Raw genomic sequence first — 17,885 nt, forward strand, 5'->3', positions numbered from 1 at the left:
TTGGTCAGCGCTTGAAATGCGCCTGCCGTGCTGCGTGTTCGTCCATCGCCTTCTGGTCGCGCTTGTTCTCGATCCGCAGCGCCTCGGCCGTTGCGCGCTCGTTCAGCGTGCGGTACGACAGGCGCTTGCGTTCACTGGTTTGCCATGCGGTCTTCTCGATGCCGCTCTTGTACTCCGCGTGTTTGATCACTTCGCGCTGGCCGTTGATGGCGTTTTCCAGCTTGTCGACGAAGGCCACGAAATTCCGGTGCGCCATCGGGGTCATTCCCGCCATCTGGGCCTGCTCGAAGCGCTTCGCATAATCGTCGCGGTACCCGTGCAGCATCTGCAGCTTGGCCTCCGCTTCCTCGACCGCCTTGAGCGCCGCGCCAAGGCGCTTGGCGGCGTCGTCGGTCTCGCGCTGCGCGAGCTCGATCAGGGTGTCCAGGGCTGAGGATTTGGCCATAATGGATCAGATTATAGGTGCGGCCCGCGCACCCCAATCAGTCGAACAGAGAGGTAAGTTGGCCCAAACTCTGCTGCATGCCGGTGTTTTCGTGGATTTCCTGGCACAGGAAGGACTCGATCTGGTCGTGTAGCAGGATGGCCTGGTCCAGCACCGGGTCGCTGCCGGAGGCATAGGCGCCCACGCTGATCAGGTCGCGCGAACGCTCGTAGCGCGAATACAGCTGCTTGAGGCGGCGCGCCTTTTGCTGGTGCTCGGGCGTGGTAATCGTGTGCATCGCGCGGCTGATCGACTGTTCGATGTCGATCGCCGGATAGTGCCCGGCCTCGGCCAGGTGGCGGTTCAATACGATGTGGCCGTCCAGGATACCGCGCGCGGCATCGGCGATCGGGTCCTGCTGGTCGTCGCCCTCGGACAGCACGGTGTAGAAGGCGGTGATCGAGCCGCCGCCCTCGAGGCCATTGCCGGCCCGTTCCACCAGCACCGGCAGCTTGGCGAACACCGACGGCGGATAGCCCTTGGTGGCGGGCGGCTCGCCGATCGCCAGCGCGATTTCGCGCTGCGCCATCGCGTAGCGGGTCAGCGAGTCCATGATCAACAGGACATTCTTGCCCTGGTCGCGGAAATGCTCGGCGATGGCCGTCGCATAGGCCGCGCCCTGCAGGCGCATCAGCGGCGGGCTGTCGGCCGGCGCCGCCACCACGGCGGAACGCGCGCGGCCTTCCGGCCCGAGGATCTGTTCGATGAATTCCTTGACCTCGCGGCCTCGCTCGCCGATCAGGCCGACCACGATCACGTCGGCGGTGGTGTAGCGCGCGATCATCCCGAGCAGCACCGACTTGCCGACGCCGGTACCGGCGAACAGGCCAAGGCGCTGGCCGCGGCCGACAGTCAGCATCGAGTTAATGGCGCGCACGCCGACGTCCAGCGTTTCGGTGATCGGTGCGCGGTCGAGCGGGTTGACCGGGCGCGCGTTGATCGGCGCGACTTCGTCGGTGCCGAGCGGGCCGAGGCCGTCGAGCGGGCGGCCGGCGCCGTCGACCACGCGGCCAAGCAGCTTTTCGCCGACCGGCAGGTGGCGCGCGCGGTCGCTCGGGCGGCGGCGCGGATGCGGTACGCTGCCAGGACGCGGTACCGACGCTTCGACCGGGAACACGCGGGTGCCAGGTACGATGCCTTCGACATCGCTTTGCGGCATCAGGAACAAACGGTCGCCCTCGAAGCCGACGACTTCAGCCTCGACCCGCGCGCCGCTCGGAAGTGGGATGGTGCAGGCGCTGCCGACCGCAAGGCGCAGGCCGACGCATTCCATCACCAGGCCGGCCACGCGCGTGACCCTGCCGCACACCTGCATCGGCTCGACGAAGCCTACCAGCGCGTCGCAGTCGCGCAGGTAGGCGCGCCAGCGCGCGGTATGGCGGTCGGCCTGGCCGGTCATCAGCCGAGCCACTCCACGTTCTTGCCCAGCGACTGCGACAGCCGCTGCCAGCGCGACGCGGCCTGCGCGTCGATCTGGTTGCTGGCGGTGTCGATCTTGCAGCCGCCGCGCGCGATCTGGGCGTCTTCCACCACGCGCCAGCCGCCCTTGTCGAGTTCTTCGCCGATCGCTTCGCGCACCAGGGCGGTGTCGTCGGGATTGAGCATCAGGATGGCCGGCTGCTGCAGCACCGGCAGGTATTCGATCGCCTCGCGCACCACCGGGATCACCAGTTCGGGCTTGACCTCGAGCGCGGTGCGCAGCATGCCCTTCGCGACGTGCAGGGCCAGTTCCAGCACATCGCTGGCGATGTTCTCGTCGGCCTGCGACAGCGCATTGCCGAAGGTGACGGCCAGCGTTTTCAGGTGTTCCAGTTCGGCGGCCGCCTCAAGGCGGCCGATCGCCAGCGCGTCGGCATAGCCGGCGGCGTGGCCTTCGTCGTAGCCTTCCGCGCGCGCCTGCTCACGGATCTGGGCCAGTTCCGCGACGGTGGGCAGTGCGTAGGCAGGGTCGGCGGCGGCCTGCTCCGGCTCGGCGGCAGCCGGCGAAAGGGCAGGGCGCGGGTCGAACGAATTCATCTCCCAGCGCTGGTACGCGGTCTGCATCTCTTTTGGAATGGTCGCCATCAGATGAACGAATCCTCGCCTTTACCGCCCAGGACGATCTGGCCTTCGTCGGCCAGGCGGCGCACGATCTGCAGGATCTGCTTCTGCTGCGACTCCACTTCCGACAGGCGCACCGGGCCTTTGGAATCGAGGTCCTCGCGCATCATCTCGCTGGCGCGCTGCGACATGTTGCGGAAGATCTTCTCGCGCAGGTCCTGCGACGCGCCCTTGAGTGCGATGATCAGCATCTCGGACTGCACTTCGCGCAGCAGCAGCTGGATGCCGCGGTCGTCGATGTCGATGATGTTATCGAACACGAACATCTCGTCCATGATCTTCTGGGCCATGTCGTTGTCGTAGTTCTTGATGTTGTCCATGACCGAGCTTTCCTGGTCGCCGCTCATGAAGTTCAGGATTTCCGCCGCGGCGCGCACGCCGCCCAGCGACGACTTCTTGATGTTCTCGTTACCCGACAGGAGCTTGGTCAGCACGTCGTTCAGTTCGCGCAGCGCGGCCGGCTGCACGCCGTCCAGCGTGGCGATGCGCAGCACCACGTCGTTGCGCAGGCGGTCGGTAAAGTTACCGAGGATCTCGCAAGCCTGGTCGCGCTCGAGGTGGACCAGGATGGTCGCGATGATCTGCGGGTGCTCGTTGCGGATCAGTTCAGACACCGACGACGCGTCCATCCACTTCAGGCTCTCGATGCCCGACGCGTCCTTGCCGCCCAAAATACGCGACAGCAGGACAGTCGCCTTGTCGTCGCCCAGCGCCTTGGTCAGCACCTGGCGGATGTATTCGTCCGAGTCGAGGCCGACGGTCGAATTGAGTTCGGTCTGTTCGCGGAACGAATCGAGGACCGACACCACCTGCTCGTGCTGCACGCTTTTCATGGTCGCCATCGCGGCGCCCAGCTTGAGCACCTCGCGCGGACCCAGGAACTTCATCACCTCCGCAGCTTCCTCTTCGCCGATGGCGAGCATCAGGATCGCTGCCTTGTGGATGCCGTTATCATTCATTTGCGCCTACCCATGCTTTCACTACGTTCGCCACCACGCGCGGATCGTCCTTGGCCAGCGTCTTCGCCATCGCCAGGTTCTCGCGGTAACCGCGCGCGATATTCGTCTCTGCCACTTCCAGCTGGATGCGCTGGACCTCTGCCTGCACCGCTTCTTCCTTCGTCATCTCAGCCTCCGGCGGCAGCGGCGGTACTTCGGTAATCTGGTCGAACCTGCGCAGCAGGGGGCGAAGCAGGGGGCGCAGCAGGCGGAAATACAGGAAGCCCAGCACCAGCGCCAGCAGCAGGTAGCGTCCCAGCTCTTTCGCCAGCGGCAGGTTGGCCGGATCCTTCCACCATTCCAGCTGCGCTTCCGGCGTGGCCGGCTTGTCGACGCCGTCGAACGGCGCGTTGGTCACGTTCAGCGTATCGCCGCGCGCCTGCGAATAACCCATCGCCTCCTTGACCAGGTCATTGATCTGCGCGACTTCCGCCGCGGTCAGCGCCTTGACGTTCACCTTGCCGGTTTTCGTGTCGACGATGCGGCGGTAGTTTACCAGCACGCCCACGGTCAGGCGCTTGATGCCGCCCATCGGGCGCTGCTCGTAGCGCACGGTCTTGTCGACTTCGTAATTGGTGGTCGAATCCTTGCGCGTCGGTGCGGCGTTGGCGCCGCCTGCAGGCGGTGCGCCGGCTGCGCCGTCCAGCGGAGCGGTGGCGGCGCCCGGAGGCTGGTTCGACAAGGCGCCCGGCACGCCGGCGGCGTTGGCGCCGCCAGGAGTATTCGCTTCCGACACCTGCTGGCTGCGGATCGCCGACGCTTCCGGCGGCGAATTCGGCTTGTAGCTTTCGGCGGCGGTATCGACCTGCGCGAAATCGATATCGGCGGTCGCCTCGGCGCGTACATTGCCCTGGCCGACCAATGGCGTGATCAGCGACTCGACCTGCTTGATGATGCGCTGCTGGATCTCGGTGACGTACTTCAGCTGGTTCGGGTCGAGCTGCTTGGCGCCGCCGGCCGGCTTGCCGTTCTCGGACAGCAGGTTGCCGGCCTGGTCGACCACGGTCACGTTCGACACCGGCAGTTCCGGCACGCTGGACGCGACCAGGTGGACGATCGCCGACACCTGGGCGACGTCGAGGACGCGGCCCTGCTGGAGGTTCAGCAGCACCGACGCGGTCGGCTTCTGCTGCTCGCGCACGAAGACCGACGGCTTCGGCAGCGCCAGGTGCACGCGCGCCGAACCGACGGCGGCCAGCGACTCGATCGAGCGGGCCAGTTCGCCCTCCAGCGAACGCTGGTAGTTGACCTGTTCATGGAACTGCGACACGCCCAGTTTCTGGTTCTCCATCAGCTCGAAGCCGACGTTGCCGCCTTTCGGCAGGCCCTGCGACGCCAGCTTCAGGCGCGCGTCATGCACATGCTCGGACGGCACCAGGATGGCGGTGCCGCCTTCGGAAAACTTGTAAGGGATCGCCATCTGGTCGAGCGACGCGGTGATCGCGCCGCCGTCGCGGTCGGAGAAATTCGAGAACAGCACCTTGTAGTCGGGCTGCTGGCTCCACAGCCAGATCGCGGCCATGATCGCCAGGACAGACGCAATGGCAGCGCCGAGCAGGAAATTCTTGCCCATCTGGGTCTGTAGGAACGTCGGCTTCGATTCCGGGGTGTCTACAAGTACGTCCGCTGTTGCTGCTGCCATGTTTGATGGTATCCGAGGTAATAAGGGATCCCAGACCTGTGCGAGGAATGGGGCTTAAGCAGGATTATGCTGGTGTACGGCAACAATCAAACGCGCGAACAGGGGGGGGAATAGGCCTTTCCTCGGCCTGAAATGCCGCTCTGGCACTGCTATTCTGGCAGCCTGAGAAAGCGTGTACGCACATTGTACCCGCGCGCAGGCGCATCGTTGCGGCCTGCCAATGCATGAATCGGAGAAAACAACATGGACGTAGCATCGATAGGGGCCGACCGGATCCAGGCGATGATGGCCCAATTGAAGGCGGCGGCGGTCAAGCCGGCCGGTCCCGCGGTTGCGCCGGTCGGCACCGAAGCGCCCGCGGCCAAGGTCAACTTTGCCGACGCGCTCAAGAGTTCGCTGGAAGGCGTCAGCGCCGCCCAGACCAAGGCCAGCGCGATGGGCAAGGCGTTTTCGATGGGCGACGACAGCGTCAGCCTGTCGGACGTGATGATCGCGATGCAAAAATCCAGCATCAACTTCCAGGCCACCGTACAGGTGCGCAACAAGCTGGTCTCGGCCTACCACGAGATCATGAACATGCAGGTATGACCGCTGAAGTAGATCAAATGTTTGCGCAAGCGAAAATCGGGGTCCGTCCCCGGGGTCTGTCCCCGGGGACGGACCCCGATTTTTTTTTGCCGTTGATTGCGCTACTTTTTAGCCGAGGCCGGCGAGGCGGGCGTTGCGTTCGCGCTCGAGCTTGGTGATGTAGCGCTGGACGTTGGCGAGGTTGCCACGGGAGATGTCGACGAAGGCGCAGCCTAGCCGGCGGTTGGTCTTGCTGTTCAGTAGCGTCAGGTCGAGCGAGTTGCGAATGCGGAGCGCCGTCGTCACCGTCCCGATCTCCGGCAGCTCGATCTTGCAGCCTTCGTAGGTGTTGCCGATCGTGTTGCCGAGCTGGAGCTTGTTGTCGAGGATGGCGATGCCGCCGCAGCTGATGTCGGCCAGCGGGAAGATGTTGCTGCCGCCGCCCAGCTCGAACGGCATCGGGATCACCGCGCGCACCGGGTTGCTGACCGGCGTAGGCATGCGGTAATATTCGCGCCGCTGCAGCCGGATCATCGAGTCGGGCAGCGCCATCCTGAACGCAGGACGCCCGTCCCAGGTGGCCGCTTGCACGCCGTTGTCGGCGACAAACAGGATGCGGATCTTGTCGAGCGAGGTTTCAAACGAGATGCGCCCAGCCGCGCCAATGCGGCGGTTCTGCTCGCTGTTGATCGAGCAATCGAGGTAGATGGTGTCCGCTTCCACCGCCATAATCGAGGTCACGCAGACTTCCGACTGGCCGCGGATCAGCATCGTGACCAGCTGGTTCTTTTCGCCGATATTGCGCAGCAGGGCAATGATTTCCTTGCGCGACTCGACCCGGTAGTCATGCCAGTTGTCGAGCTCGGAACCGGTGTTTTCTTGCATCATTGTGTGCCGCTGTTCTTATAGTGTGTCGATGAGCCGGGCAGTGTCGGGTGGCGCAGGTCGGGCGTCACCAGAAGTTTTCCCAGACTCAATATGATATAGCCATGCCAGCAGTTCCGCAATCGCCCGGTATAGCTGTGGCGGAATCTGCCGGTCGAGGTCGATTTGCATGAGCAAAGCCACCAACTCTTTCGATTCGTGCACAAAAACTCCGGCTTCTCCAGCGCGTTTGATGATTTCGCTGGCCAGCAGCCCCTTGCCCTTGGCAACGACCTTCGGCGCGGCGTCGCCGCCCTGGTAGGCCAGCGCGACGGCGCTCTGCTGCTTCTGGCTGGCAAGCGCGTCACTCACCGCCGCGCTCCTGCTTGCTGTGGATGTCGAGCGAGGCCAGCGGACTGCCGGCCGCGCCCAGCGCGGCCACCAGTTCGCCCGAGCGCGCACGCAGCAGCGCGCCGGTGTCGCCGGATTCGGCCTTGAGCTGGATGTGCAGCTGGTCCCCGGCGATCACGATGGTTGCGGCGATCTCGCCCAGTCCGGCGAAACGCAGGCGCAGCCCGCTGCGCCAGCCGGGTTCGGTGTCGGCCTCGCCGCGCGGGCCGTCCTCGGGCGCGTCCTTGTGGATCTCCCATTGCATGTCCTGGCCCGGCCAGACCTGGCCTTGCCACGTGATCCGGCCGTTTTCGTGCGCCGCCAGTTGCTGGCTGATGAGATGAAAGGCGGCCGGATCGGCTTCGGCCGCCATTCCTTTGCTGGCACCGTCGGCCACCGCGCGCTGCATCTGCGGTTCGCGCAACAGCTCGGGCAGGGGGCGCTTGCCTTCGGCCCATTCGGCCACGTGCGATTCGTAGAACAGCCCGCTCTGGGCCAGCGCGCCCTCCAAAGCCTGCGCCAGCCGCGCCGGTTCGGGCGTGCCCGGACCGGTCAGCGGCGTGGTGGAGCGGATCGACGCCGCTTCCCCGGCGGCCTGCTGGCCGGAGGAGAGGATGCGCGCAATGGTGCGCCCGGCATCGCTGAGCGACACGTGGGCGTTGCGCGGGTCCGCGCCGGCATGCTCGGCGGCGGGCGCCAGCTGGGCGCGGAACGCGGCCAGCGCGGCCGTGCCGGGCGCGCGCAGGCCGGGCAATTCCTGTTGGACCAGGGTGGGGTGGATCAGTTGCCCGGCGCCGGCTTGCTGGAAGGCGGGACGGGGATGGGTGCTGACCAGCGTCATCGGCAGCTCGGTGCCGGGCTGGGTGCCGGCAGGCAGCGCCATGCGGGCGTTCTGTTCGGCCACGCGCACCAGGAAACTGCCGTCGGCAAGGCGTGCCAGCACGGCCACCTGCATCGATTTGCCGACCTGGGTCTGGAGCGCGCGTTCGAACGCTTCCTGGCGGACGTCGCCGGCCGGCAGCGCCGGGATGGCCGGGGCGACCCGGTCGACGCCCCTGACGGTCATGCGCTCCATGCCGGGACCGCGCGGTCCTTAGACGACGCCGTAGGTGCTGGACAGGCGGCGCTGGGTACCGGTGTTGCTGATCATTGCGGACAGCTGGGCCATCCACGGCATGGTCAGGTCACGGATCTTGCGGTCGTCGGCCAGCAGGCGCTTGATGTATTCGACCTTGCGCAGGCGGCTGTCGGCGTTCAGCGCGATCTGCGCTTCGTTCTGGCGCAGCGCTTCGACGCAGCCGGCGCAGCGGGTTTCCAGGTCGACCAGGCGGTCCCAGTCGCTGCTGCTGGCGGCGGCCACCATCTGTTCGGTCAGGCCGACCATCGATTCGTACATCGATAACACTTCTTGGCTGGTCATCATGGCTCAGGCACTCGCAAGGACAGGGGCGTTGGACTGCTCGGCAGCCTGGAGCGGCGCAGCGCCGATGGCGTTCCACGTATCGCGCAGTTCGGTCAGCAGGCGCTGCACTTCTTCCAGCACTTCCGGCTGGTTGTGCATGTTGGCGGCCACCAGGCGGCGTCCCATGTATTCGTACAGCGAATCGAGGCCTTCGGCGATCTGGCCGCCGACTTCGCGGTCGAGGCTGGCGCGCAGTCCGTTCTCAATGATCAGGATCGCCTTCGAGATGGAGGCGCCTTTTTCCGGGATATTGCCCGCTTTCATATGGGTCAGCCCGTTGCGCACGGCCGTGAGGGCGCCGTCGTACAGCATGACGATCAGCTTGTGGGGGCTGGCCGCCATGACGCCGGTTTCGACGCCGACCTTGGCGTATGCATTCGCGCCGCTTTTCATTGATCCGAACATGTTATTCCTTCCAAATGCCGTTGTTAGCCGACTGCTTAGCTCGTCATTGTGCTCAGCTGAGCTAATTGTTGCGTTAAATAGTTGCTTGTCGTCGTCATGCGGGCGATTGCTACGTCCAGTGCAGTAAACTGCGCACGCAGGCGCTTTTCGATGCCCGTCAGTTTCAGGTTCATCGCATCGCGCGATTTGCCGATGTCCTTGATGCTGTTCTGCAGGCTGGTGGTCTGGCCATTGATCAGGCCCGACGTGCTGGTGAAGTTGTCGACCAGTTTGGTAAGGATGTCGGCGTAGCCTTGCGAAAAACTCACATTGCCTCGGTCCGCTGGCGCTGGTCCGCCGGTAATTTCCATTTTCAGGCCCGACAGGGTCGAGCCGACGCCGGCCGTCAGCAGCTGGCCGGAACCGGTTGCCGGAACGCCGTCGATGGTGCCGGCCACGTCGATGCCGTCGGTATCGGTGGGCGTCGGCAGCAGGCTGGGCGCGGCGTTGCCGCTGACATCGACTTTGGACGCCGACCCGTAGCGGTTCGACATGATCGTCAGCTTGCCGCCGGCATCGACGCTGACCGCGACCGTGACGCCGGCGGCCTTGAATTCGGAGGCGCCGTTGATGGTCGTCTGCAGGTACGCCGCAAGCGAGGTGGCGGTGTAGGTGTTGGGCGCCAGCGTCAGGCTGGTGCTGATGCCGTCGACGCTCATGTTCAGCTGGTCGTTGCTGCCGGCGCCGATCGTCAGCACCGCCGCGCTGCCGCCGCTGACCTGGCCGCGGGTGGCCAGGGCGCTCACATGCAGCGCACCCGAGCCCGGCTTGGTCAGCGAGCTGGAGCCGATGAACTTGACCAGGCTGTCGGTCGAGGTGCCGATCGAGGCGAACAGGCCGGCCATGTCATTGAAGCTGGTGTCGATCGCCTTGGTCAGCTTGGCCGAGTCGAGCGCCATCGAGCCGTCGCGCTGGAACGTCACGCCGATCTGGGTCAAGTTATTCAGCGCGCCGCCGGCCCCGGTCAGGGTCTCGCCCAGCATCGAGCGCACCTGGGCCTGGATGTTGCGCACCGAGGCCTCGCCCAGCAGGGCGCCGCCGGTCTTGGTGGCTGCATCGTACGCGGTCAGCGACTTGATTGTCTTGTCGAGGTCGTTGTAAGCCTTGACCAGCGACGACACGCCATTCTGGATCGCCGCGGTGTCGCGCGACACGTTGACGGTGGTGCTGCCGATCTTGTTGACCGTCAGCGTCACGCCCTGGATCGCTTCGCTCACCGACTTGTTCCTGGCGTTCACCGGGATGCCGTTGACGGTCAGCGCCGTATCCTGGGCGGCGCTACTTTGCGTCATTTTCTGGGCGCCGGCCGGATCGTAGGCCAGCAGGTCGGCCAGCGCGGTATCGCCAGGAGGCGCGCCAGCATCGCGCGCGACCGAGATCTTCATGCTCGAGGTCGCGCCGGTGGCGTTCGAGGTCATCACCAGGTGATGCGGGTTGCCGCTGCCATCGGACACGATGGTGGCGGTCACGCCAATGTTGGCCTTGTTGACCGCGTCGCGGATGCCTTGCAGCGAGTGGTTGGTGCTGTCGATGACGACGCTGCCGCCGATCTGCGTGGCGTCCTGGGCAAACGCCGGGTTGGGCGGCGCGGCGGCGGCATCGTTCACATAGACGCCGTTCTGCAGCTTGCCGCCGGTGATGGTGCCGAACTGGAAGGTCAGGGTGGTCTTGGCGCCGTCGCCGATCGGCGCGGTGCTGGTGGCCTGGCCGGCGGTGGCGATGGTTTGCGCCTGTGCCAGCTTGGTCACGTCAACCGTGTACGAACCGGTAACGGCCTTGCTGGTGGCGGCGCCGCTCAGGATGGCCGTGTCGGAGGCGGTCGCATTTACGCCCTGGAACTTGGCGGGCATCTTGAGCGCATCGAGCGCGGTCTGGAAGGACGACAGGGCGCCCTTGAGGGTGCCGAACGCGGATACTTTCGCGAGGTAGGCGGCTTCCTTCTTGGCAAGCGTGTTCAACGGCTGAGCTTCGACCGCCATGAGCTGGCTGACGATGCTGTTGACGTCAAGATTAGAACCGATGCCGGGTGATGAGATGGCCACTGCGCCTCCTGCGGAAAACAATAATGTAAATTATTATCGGCAGGGTTTAACCCGACTTTAGAGGGTATATTCCCTGCCAGTTCGGGTGTTCGGCAATTGGGTCAGGCTTTTTGCCTGATCAACAAGCCTTGCAGGCGGTCGAGCGCCTTGGCGATTTCCAGCGCTTCCACGCTCGGCATCTGCCGGATCACTTCCTTGGTATCCATGTCGACCACCTTGACCACGGTGCGCTTGCTGTCGGCATCGATCGAAAATTCCAGGCTCGGCGACATCGCCTGCACAGTCTTGTTGATGGTCTTGAGCGCGTCGGCCACTTCGGCCGGGGCCGGCTCGGCATCGACGGCGGTGACGGGATTGCGCGTCTCGACCGCCACCGGGCGCGCAGCGGGCGCGGTAAGCGGTGTTGCCTGGCGGTCGTAGGATTCGGTTTTTGGCGTAATACCGCCAAATGGCTGGACTTGCATGGCGATCTCCTCAATGAAAAATTCCCCGGACGGTGAAAACCACCCGGGGATTGCATCAAGCTACGATGTGATTACTGATTAACCACGCAGCAGGGACAGTACGCCGTTCGGCAGCGAGTTGGCCTGGGCCAGCATCGCGGTACCTGCCTGCTGGAGGATCTGGCCGCGGGTCAGGTTGGCCGTTTCCGCTGCGAAGTCGGTGTCCTGGATGCGGCTACGTGCGCTGCTCAGGTTTTCCGACGTTGCTTGCAGGTTGCTGATGGTGTTGGTGAAACGGTTCTGGACCGCACCCAGCGATGCACGGGAGTTGCTGATGTTGGCCAATGCCGAATCGATCACCTTCAGCGCATTGTTCGCGCCGCTTGGGATGCCGTTGGTCACGGTGGTCACGTCGATCGACGACACTGCCGACAGCGCGCTGCTGTGGGTGGCGCCAGCAACGCCGGAGTTGATACCAAGAGCGCTGGCGGTCGAGGTGAACGACGATGCCGAGCTCAGGGTGACTTTGCCGCCGACGGTGGCAGCTGAACCGTTGAGCGTGGTTGCGGTCAGGGTCGCTGCGGTATTGGTGCCGCCGTCAGTTGCTGCCATGCCTTTCACGGTGATAGCGGTCTGTGCCGAGTTGTTCTTCACGCCGATGTCGTAGCCCTGAGCCTGGGTCAGCGCGATCTTGCCGGTCGACAGGTCAGCAACGGCGGTGATGCCGGTCGAGCCGGTCTGGTCATTGATCGCCTTGGTCAACGCGCCAAGGTCGGTTGTCGATGCCAGGGTTGCGCTGACGGTCACCGGGTTGGCGGCGCCAGCCGAGGTTGGCGCGCCTTGCAGGGTCAGCGACACGTTGCCTGCCACGAAGCCGCCGAGGGTGGCCTCGGTGCTTGCGCTTGCGGTAACGCCGGTTGCGCCGGAAGCTGCGTTGACGGCGTCCGCGATCGCTTTGCCCGATGCGCCGGCGGCGACGGCCAGTGCGCCGGTCGATGCGCCGTTGCCCTGGACCGTCAGGGTGCCGACAGCAACGTTGTTGGCTCCAATGGCAGCGGTTGCGGAAGCAACAGCGTCAACCATGGTGCCGCCGGTGTTCTTCGCCAGGCTGTTGTTGCCGATTGCCGAAGCCTGTGCGCTGCCGATCGAGAAGTTGATCGTCTGGTTGGCGTTGGCGCCGACCTGGAACTGGGCGTTGTTCAGGGTGCCGTCGAGGACGTTCTGGCCGTTGAACTGGGTGCTGGTTGCAACGCGGTTCAGTTCCTGTTGCAGCTGGCTGACTTCCTGCTGTACCGAAGCGCGGTCCGATGCGGAGTTGGTGCCGTTCGCTGCTTGCACAGTCAGGGTACGCATACGCTGCAGCAGGTCGGTTGCGGTAGCCAGGCCACCTTCCGCGGTTTGAGCCAGCGAGATACCGTCGTTGGCGTTACGTGACGCCTGGTTCAGGCCGTTGATCTGGCTGGTCATGCGGTCCGAAATCGCCAGGCCGGCTGCGTCGTCTTTGGCGCTGTTGATGCGCAGGCCGGAGGAGAGGCGCTGCAGCGAGGTGGCGAGCGAACTCTGCGATGCGGCCAGGTTACGCTGCGAGTTCAGGGATGCGGTGTTGGTGTTGATGGTCGATGCCATTTATTTCTCCAGACTGATGCTACTTGTATTTCAGGGGTGGGCGACGTGCCGCTGTTCACCTTGGTCTGCTTCACTCTTCCGAAGCAATCACACCGCAGTTGAATCAGGTAACGGTGGCTCCCTGAAAAAGTTGATGGAGAAAAACACTATTTATTTCATTTTCCTGCCCTTAAATTTCCTGAAGCTGCCCCGCTAGACGACAGTAAAAATCCAAACTTTAGGGCGAAATAAATTAAATTTTGGCGGCGGGGAGCGGGCGCTTGACGAGTTCCATGCGTGATTTGTTATCGCCGTTGCTAGACAATATGAAAACTTACCGTCTGTAGGGCGGAAAAGCGAAGCGCCTTCCGCCATTGTCCGCGTCGCGTTGACGCAAGCAATGGCGGAAGGCGCTTCGCTTTCCCCCCTGCGTTGTTGTCTTACGATTCCGCTACTACCACCCGATTCTTGCCGGTCTGCTTGGCCTGGTACATCGCCCGGTCCGCGCGCGTGACCAGCGCTTCCTGTTCCTCGTTCGGCAAGCGCAGCGCGACGCCAGCCGAGAACGTGATCAGGATCTTCTCGTTCTCATGCAGGAAGAAGTGGCGGGTCAGCTCGCGCTGCAGCCTGGTCATCGTCTGCGCCGCAGCCTCCACGGTGGTCTCAGGCAGCAGGATCAGGAATTCCTCGCCGCCGAAGCGGGCGATCACGTCCATCGAGCGCAGCGTGTTCTTGACGATCTGCACCAGGTGCTTGAGGGCGCCGTCGCCGGCGATATGGCCGTAGGTATCGTTCAGGCGCTTGAAATCGTCGAGGTCGAGCACGGCGACGCACAGCGGGGTGCCGCGGCGGTCGGCGCGCGCGGTTTCGCGCTCGAACACGTCGTCCAGCCCGCGGCGGTTCAGGCTGCCGGTCAGCTGGTCTTCGCGCACCAGTTCGCTCATGTGGCGCAGCTGCTCTTCCAGCGCATGGATGCGCGTCTCGGCATCGTGCATTTCCTGGCGCGCCGCCACCATCCGGTCGCGCGACTTGAGCGCCTCGGCCTGCACCGCGCGCGTTTCGCGCAGCACGTTGTCGAGCACGGTATTGAGTTCGGCGATATTGGTCGCCTGGCTGATCTGTTCCGAGTAGCCGCCGATCTTTTCGTGGAAGTCGCCGGTCGTCGCCGCCACCGAGCTGAGGCGGTCGATAAAGGTCAACATCATGTTCTTGACGGTCAGCTTGACGTCCGACAGGCTGTGCTTGAGCTGGCCCTGCTTGTAGATGACTTCCTTCATGCTGCGCATCGCGTCTTCCAGCGCGCGCTGGTCGAGCGGGCCGGCGATCAGCGCCTGCACCATCTCGACCTGGCCGCGCAGCCAGCTGTCTTCGTCCAGCAGTTCGGTGACGTTTTCCAGCAGCAGGCGGAACAGGCGCAGCAGCAGTTCCTGCTGCTCGGCAGCGTCGCCGCTGCGGATTTCGATCTGGTAGCACAGCTGCTTCAGGCGCTGCGCGATGTCGTTCAGCGCCGCTTCGTTGTGGGCGGTCTTGACGGCCGCGCCCAGCGATTCGGCCTCGTTGACGAGTTGCGGGGAGCCGGCCAGCAGCGACGCCACCGCGAAGACCAGCGTGCGGCTGAGCAGGTCGCGCAGCAGGCGCGCTTCCGGTTCGTCGGCCAGCACCGCCAGTTCGAAATGGCCGGGCTTTTTCAACTGCTTGTCCATCAGCTGCGACAGGCCGCGCGCGAAGCCGTCCCAGTCGCGCGCCTTGAGGGTGCGCTCGAGCCGGCGGCCGGCCTCGCCGACCTCGCCTGGGGTGTCGCTCAGCCTGGCGGTGAATTCGCCCAGCACGCTTTCCGCGCCCGCGCTGGCGGCGGCGGGCGCCTTCGGCTCGACGATGCCGGCGATATCGTTGTAAATCTGGCGGTAGGCCTCGGGCGTCGGGGCGATGCGGCGCGTCGCGAGGCGGCGGAACGCTTCGCGGGCGATGTCGGCGGGGTTCGGTACTGGCGGCGTGGACATGGAGTGCGGTGATAGTCGATTGGATTATATGAATGATAATCGCGTTTCCAACTTGTCATCCCCGCGAGAAGGGCGCGTAAACACCCTTACTTCTCGGCATTACATATGCACGCTAGGAAATTATTACTCGATCAGCTGGTTCTTGATCGCGTAGTGGGTGAGCTCGGCACTGTTCTTGAGTTTCATCTTCACCAGCAGGCGCGCGCGGTACTCGCTGATGGTCTTCACCGACAGCGACAGTTCCTCGGCGATCGCACTGACCGTCTTGCCCGAGGCGATCATCGTCAGCGTCTGGTATTCGCGGTCGGACAGGGTGTCGTGCCGCGGCATCGCGTGGTCGTCGCCGACTTGCGCGGCCAGTTCCTGCGCCAGCGCGGCGCTGACATATTTCTGGCCCGTGGCGACCTGGCGGATCGCGGTCACCAGTTCCTTGGGCGCGCTCTGCTTGGTCAGGTAGCCGGCGGCGCCGGCCTTGAGCGAGCGGATCGCATACTGGTCCTCGCGGTGCATCGACAGCATCAGCACCGCCATCTCGGGATTCTCCTTTTTCACCTGCTTGAGCACGTCGATGCCGCTCTTGTCCGGCATGGAGATGTCGAGCAGCATCACATGGCACTTGGATTTGCGGAACAGCTTGATCGCATCGAGCCCGTTCTCGGATTCGCCGGCCACGATGATGTCGGGCGAGTCGGCCAGGATCTGCTTGAGGCCTTCGCGGACGATGGCATGGTCGTCGGCGATGAATACCCGGATAGTTGCTTTTTGGCTCATTTAGCGTGTGGCTGTCTGTCTTTGGTCTTGATAGTTACTATCGTGCCACCTCCGCGCGCCCGCGACAAGGCCATCGTGCCGCCCAGCGCCTTGGCGCGCTCATTCATGCCGCGCAGGCCGAACGATTGCGGCTTGAGGCGGTCGGCCGGCGCGATGCCGACGCCGTTGTCGGCGATCGCCAGCACCACTTCGAGGCGGCGCCGCTGCAGGCTGACCGTGACCGCGCTGGCGCGGGCGTGCTTGGCGATATTCGTCAGCGCTTCCTGGAAGATGCGGAATAGTGCCGCGGCGTGGTCGCTGGGCAGCTCGATGTCCTTGTCGTCGCAGCTGAAGCTGCAGCGGATGCCCATCTGCTTTTCAAATTCGCCCACCTGCCATTCGAGCGCGGCGACGATGCCGAAGTCCAGCATCGACGGGCGCAGGTCGAGCGAGATGCGGTGGATCGCGTCGATGGTGCGGTCGACCAGCGAATCGACATAGGCGGCCTTGTCGGCCAGTTCCGGCTGGTCCGCCGGCAGGCGGTTGACCAGCATCGCCAGCGCCATCTTGATGGCGGTGAGGTTGCCGCCCAGGTCATCGTGGATTTCACGCGCGATGCGGGTGCGTTCCTCCTCCTTCACCTGCTCGATGTGGGCGGTCAGCTCGGCCAGCCGGGCGCGCGAATGCGCCGTCTCTTCCTGTTCCAGCTTGCTGGCCGTGATGTTGCTCATGATGCCGTCCCACTGCACGCTGCCCGGTTCTTCGGCCAGCACGTGCGGGGTGGCGCGCAGGTTGATCCACTTTTCGTCGTTCCACGAGTCGATGAAGATCCGGCCCTCCCAGTTCCACACCGACTGCGCGCCGGCCGAGGCGCGCATCGAATCGAGGTAGCCCTTGCGGTCCTGCGGCAGGATCAGCTGGACGAAGCGTTCCGGCATCTCCTGCAGCTCGCCGGCGTGCACGCCGAGCAGCGCCGCACAGCCGTCGCTCAGGTAGGGAAACGACACGCAGCCGTCGGCGTGCAGGGCGAACTGGTAGACCAGGCCGGGCGTGTTGGCGGCAAAGCTTTGCAAGGCGTCAGCAAGGGTGGGCTGGCATGGGTTCATCGATCGGCCATTCTGTGAAGGATGCAGGAATGATACGTGAAAACAAGGGAGCCTGGGCCTGCTCCGGGGCTTGCAGGACGCGCAGAAAGGCAGCGGGCCGTTACAATAGCCACATGAACAAGGCATTTGTTAAAGAGACCGACAACGACGACGATGAGGAAGCGCTCGCCCTCGCGCAAGCCATTCCTGCCGGCGCCAAGAACTACATCACGCCGGCCGGCTACCAGCGCATCAAGGACGAGCTGCTGCAGCTGATCGACGTCGACCGCCCGGAAGTCGTGCGCGTGGTGCACTGGGCCGCGTCGAATGGCGACCGCTCCGAAAACGGCGATTACATCTACGGCAAGAAGCGCCTGCGCGAGATCGACCGGCGCATCCGCTTCCTCACCAAGCGCATGGATGCGGCCGCCGTGGTCGACCCGAGCGTCCATCACGGGAACGACCAGGTGTTCTTCGGCGCCACCGTCACCTATGTGAACGCGGCTGGCGAAAAGCATAAGGTCAACATCGTCGGCATCGACGAACTCGATCCGCTGAATGGCAAGATCAGCTGGGTCTCGCCGGTCGCGCGCGCGCTGACCAAGGCGCGCGAAGGCGACACCATCACCCTTCAAACCCCGCTCGGGGCAGACGAACTCGACATCCTGGCGGTGGAATATCCGCGCCCGATCGAGGACTGATACCGGAGGCCTGCGCAGGCGCCTGCGATGCCGTCGACCGGCTCCCCGCGCTGAGGTAAAGGTAAGCGGGGCGGCTTACGGCCGCTCGCGTTCGACCCGGTTGACGCCCGAAACGCGGCGCAGGTTGCGGATCAGGTGGGCCAGGTGGACCCGGTCCTTCACCTGGATCGTGAAACGCAGCGGTAATCCCCCCATTTTTAGAGCACGCTAAAAGTAGAGGTTAAGCGGCAAGTGCCAATTTCTGTTTTGGCGTAATACCGCCGAGTGCCATGTTGGGCCGGTCGTGATTGTAGGTCCACAGCCAGTTG

Annotated in this window: 18 protein-coding genes and 1 pseudogene; 2 read left to right on the forward strand and 17 right to left on the reverse strand. The window is 64.5% G+C overall.

The features are described from left to right. Positions 1 to 4: 4 nt before the first annotated feature. The 5 genes from fliJ to fliF are packed head-to-tail and all read right to left on the reverse strand — an operon-like array spanning position 5 to position 5,224. Positions 5 to 445, reverse strand: a complete 441-nt coding sequence (fliJ, locus tag HHL21_RS19210; protein WP_169468877.1) for a flagellar export protein FliJ — start codon at positions 443 to 445, stop codon at positions 5 to 7. Between the two features lie 37 nt (positions 446 to 482). Beyond that, positions 483 to 1,883: a flagellar protein export ATPase FliI gene (fliI, locus tag HHL21_RS19215; protein ID WP_169468921.1), complete on the reverse strand. Its 1,401-nt coding sequence runs from the start codon at positions 1,881 to 1,883 to the stop codon at positions 483 to 485. Continuing rightward, on the reverse strand, positions 1,883 to 2,548 hold the full coding sequence (locus HHL21_RS19220; RefSeq protein WP_169468878.1) for a flagellar assembly protein FliH: 666 nt from the start codon (positions 2,546 to 2,548) through the stop codon (positions 1,883 to 1,885). The genes fliI and HHL21_RS19220 overlap by 1 nt, the downstream gene beginning before the upstream one ends. Further along, positions 2,548 to 3,543: a flagellar motor switch protein FliG gene (gene fliG, locus HHL21_RS19225; protein ID WP_169468880.1), complete on the reverse strand. Its 996-nt coding sequence runs from the start codon at positions 3,541 to 3,543 to the stop codon at positions 2,548 to 2,550. Before fliG ends, HHL21_RS19220 begins: the two co-directional genes overlap by 1 nt. Continuing rightward, entirely contained in the window at positions 3,536 to 5,224 is a 1,689-nt protein-coding gene (gene fliF, locus HHL21_RS19230) for a flagellar basal-body MS-ring/collar protein FliF (protein ID WP_169468882.1), read from the reverse strand. The genes fliG and fliF overlap by 8 nt, the downstream gene beginning before the upstream one ends. 243 nt (positions 5,225 to 5,467) lie before the next feature. Between fliF and fliE the strand changes: the two genes are divergently transcribed. Further along, on the forward strand, positions 5,468 to 5,812 hold the full coding sequence (gene fliE, locus HHL21_RS19235; RefSeq protein WP_169468884.1) for a flagellar hook-basal body complex protein FliE: 345 nt from the start codon (positions 5,468 to 5,470) through the stop codon (positions 5,810 to 5,812). A gap of 108 nt (positions 5,813 to 5,920) precedes the next feature. Here the strand turns inward: fliE and HHL21_RS19240 are convergent, their stop codons facing one another. The 11 genes from HHL21_RS19240 to HHL21_RS19290 form a co-directional block, all read right to left on the reverse strand. After that, entirely contained in the window at positions 5,921 to 6,679 is a 759-nt protein-coding gene (locus tag HHL21_RS19240) for a flagellar brake protein (RefSeq protein ID WP_370659764.1), read from the reverse strand. A 15-nt stretch (positions 6,680 to 6,694) separates the two neighbouring features. Beyond that, positions 6,695 to 7,027, reverse strand: a complete 333-nt coding sequence (locus HHL21_RS19245; RefSeq protein WP_169468885.1) for an EscU/YscU/HrcU family type III secretion system export apparatus switch protein — start codon at positions 7,025 to 7,027, stop codon at positions 6,695 to 6,697. Further along, positions 7,020 to 8,111 (reverse strand): flagellar hook-length control protein FliK, encoded by a 1,092-nt coding sequence (gene fliK / locus HHL21_RS19250; protein ID WP_169468887.1) that lies wholly within the window; start codon positions 8,109 to 8,111, stop codon positions 7,020 to 7,022. The genes HHL21_RS19245 and fliK overlap by 8 nt, the downstream gene beginning before the upstream one ends. Before the next feature lie 27 nt (positions 8,112 to 8,138). Next, positions 8,139 to 8,465 carry a flagellar protein FliT gene (locus tag HHL21_RS19255; protein ID WP_308640258.1) on the reverse strand — a complete coding sequence of 109 codons (327 nt, stop codon included), beginning with the start codon at positions 8,463 to 8,465 and terminating at the stop codon, positions 8,139 to 8,141. Between the two features lie 6 nt (positions 8,466 to 8,471). Continuing rightward, positions 8,472 to 8,912 (reverse strand): flagellar export chaperone FliS, encoded by a 441-nt coding sequence (fliS, locus tag HHL21_RS19260; protein ID WP_169468891.1) that lies wholly within the window; start codon positions 8,910 to 8,912, stop codon positions 8,472 to 8,474. Between the two features lie 35 nt (positions 8,913 to 8,947). After that, a complete protein-coding gene (gene fliD / locus HHL21_RS19265; RefSeq protein ID WP_169468893.1) occupies positions 8,948 to 10,993 on the reverse strand; it encodes a flagellar filament capping protein FliD in 2,046 nt (681 codons plus the stop codon). 101 nt (positions 10,994 to 11,094) lie between these two features. Beyond that, positions 11,095 to 11,457 carry a flagellar protein FlaG gene (locus HHL21_RS19270; RefSeq protein ID WP_169468895.1) on the reverse strand — a complete coding sequence of 121 codons (363 nt, stop codon included), beginning with the start codon at positions 11,455 to 11,457 and terminating at the stop codon, positions 11,095 to 11,097. Positions 11,458 to 11,535: 78 nt separating this feature from the next. Beyond that, complete coding sequence (locus HHL21_RS19275; RefSeq protein ID WP_169468897.1) at positions 11,536 to 13,062, reverse strand: flagellin N-terminal helical domain-containing protein; 1,527 nt, start codon at positions 13,060 to 13,062, stop codon at positions 11,536 to 11,538. A gap of 419 nt (positions 13,063 to 13,481) precedes the next feature. Further along, on the reverse strand, positions 13,482 to 15,041 hold the full coding sequence (locus HHL21_RS19280) for a GGDEF domain-containing protein (RefSeq protein WP_169468899.1): 1,560 nt from the start codon (positions 15,039 to 15,041) through the stop codon (positions 13,482 to 13,484). Positions 15,042 to 15,164: 123 nt separating this feature from the next. Further along, positions 15,165 to 15,812, reverse strand: coding sequence for a response regulator (locus HHL21_RS19285; RefSeq protein ID WP_169468901.1), 648 nt, complete (start codon positions 15,810 to 15,812; stop codon positions 15,165 to 15,167). Then, complete coding sequence (locus HHL21_RS19290; RefSeq protein ID WP_169468903.1) at positions 15,809 to 16,897, reverse strand: sensor histidine kinase; 1,089 nt, start codon at positions 16,895 to 16,897, stop codon at positions 15,809 to 15,811. Before HHL21_RS19290 ends, HHL21_RS19285 begins: the two co-directional genes overlap by 4 nt. A 113-nt stretch (positions 16,898 to 17,010) precedes the next feature. Here HHL21_RS19290 and greB point away from each other — a divergent pair, with 113 nt between their 5' ends. Continuing rightward, positions 17,011 to 17,577, forward strand: a complete 567-nt coding sequence (greB, locus tag HHL21_RS19295; protein WP_169468905.1) for a transcription elongation factor GreB — start codon at positions 17,011 to 17,013, stop codon at positions 17,575 to 17,577. Positions 17,578 to 17,652: 75 nt separating this feature from the next. Here the strand turns inward: greB and HHL21_RS21975 are convergent. Then, positions 17,653 to 17,757: pseudogene (locus HHL21_RS21975) on the reverse strand (ACT domain-containing protein); the annotation flags it as partial. Positions 17,758 to 17,885: the final 128 nt, after the last annotated feature.

Origin of the sequence: Massilia polaris (assembly GCF_012927275.1) — a bacterium.
In the GTDB taxonomy this organism is placed as follows: domain Bacteria; phylum Pseudomonadota; class Gammaproteobacteria; order Burkholderiales; family Burkholderiaceae_D; genus Telluria_A; species Telluria_A polaris.

Excerpts from the sequence above, each read along its gene's own strand:
- HHL21_RS19290 (WP_169468903.1), bottom strand. The coding sequence starts at position 16,897 with ATGAACCCATGCCAGCCCACCCTTGCTGACGCCTTGCAAAGCTTTGCC.
- fliI (WP_169468921.1), bottom strand. The coding sequence starts at position 1,883 with ATGACCGGCCAGGCCGACCGCCATACCGCGCGCTGGCGCGCCTACCTG.
- fliE (WP_169468884.1), top strand. The coding sequence starts at position 5,468 with ATGGACGTAGCATCGATAGGGGCCGACCGGATCCAGGCGATGATGGCC.
- HHL21_RS19280 (WP_169468899.1), bottom strand. The coding sequence starts at position 15,041 with ATGTCCACGCCGCCAGTACCGAACCCCGCCGACATCGCCCGCGAAGCG.
- HHL21_RS19270 (WP_169468895.1), bottom strand. The coding sequence starts at position 11,457 with ATGCAAGTCCAGCCATTTGGCGGTATTACGCCAAAAACCGAATCCTAC.
- HHL21_RS19285 (WP_169468901.1), bottom strand. The coding sequence starts at position 15,812 with ATGAGCCAAAAAGCAACTATCCGGGTATTCATCGCCGACGACCATGCC.
- fliJ (WP_169468877.1), bottom strand. The coding sequence starts at position 445 with ATGGCCAAATCCTCAGCCCTGGACACCCTGATCGAGCTCGCGCAGCGC.
- fliG (WP_169468880.1), bottom strand. The coding sequence starts at position 3,543 with ATGAATGATAACGGCATCCACAAGGCAGCGATCCTGATGCTCGCCATC.
- HHL21_RS19240 (WP_370659764.1), bottom strand. The coding sequence starts at position 6,679 with ATGATGCAAGAAAACACCGGTTCCGAGCTCGACAACTGGCATGACTAC.
- HHL21_RS19275 (WP_169468897.1), bottom strand. The coding sequence starts at position 13,062 with ATGGCATCGACCATCAACACCAACACCGCATCCCTGAACTCGCAGCGT.
- fliS (WP_169468891.1), bottom strand. The coding sequence starts at position 8,912 with ATGTTCGGATCAATGAAAAGCGGCGCGAATGCATACGCCAAGGTCGGC.
- fliF (WP_169468882.1), bottom strand. The coding sequence starts at position 5,224 with ATGGCAGCAGCAACAGCGGACGTACTTGTAGACACCCCGGAATCGAAG.
- HHL21_RS19255 (WP_308640258.1), bottom strand. The coding sequence starts at position 8,465 with ATGACCAGCCAAGAAGTGTTATCGATGTACGAATCGATGGTCGGCCTG.
- greB (WP_169468905.1), top strand. The coding sequence starts at position 17,011 with ATGAACAAGGCATTTGTTAAAGAGACCGACAACGACGACGATGAGGAA.
- HHL21_RS19220 (WP_169468878.1), bottom strand. The coding sequence starts at position 2,548 with ATGGCGACCATTCCAAAAGAGATGCAGACCGCGTACCAGCGCTGGGAG.
- fliK (WP_169468887.1), bottom strand. The coding sequence starts at position 8,111 with ATGACCGTCAGGGGCGTCGACCGGGTCGCCCCGGCCATCCCGGCGCTG.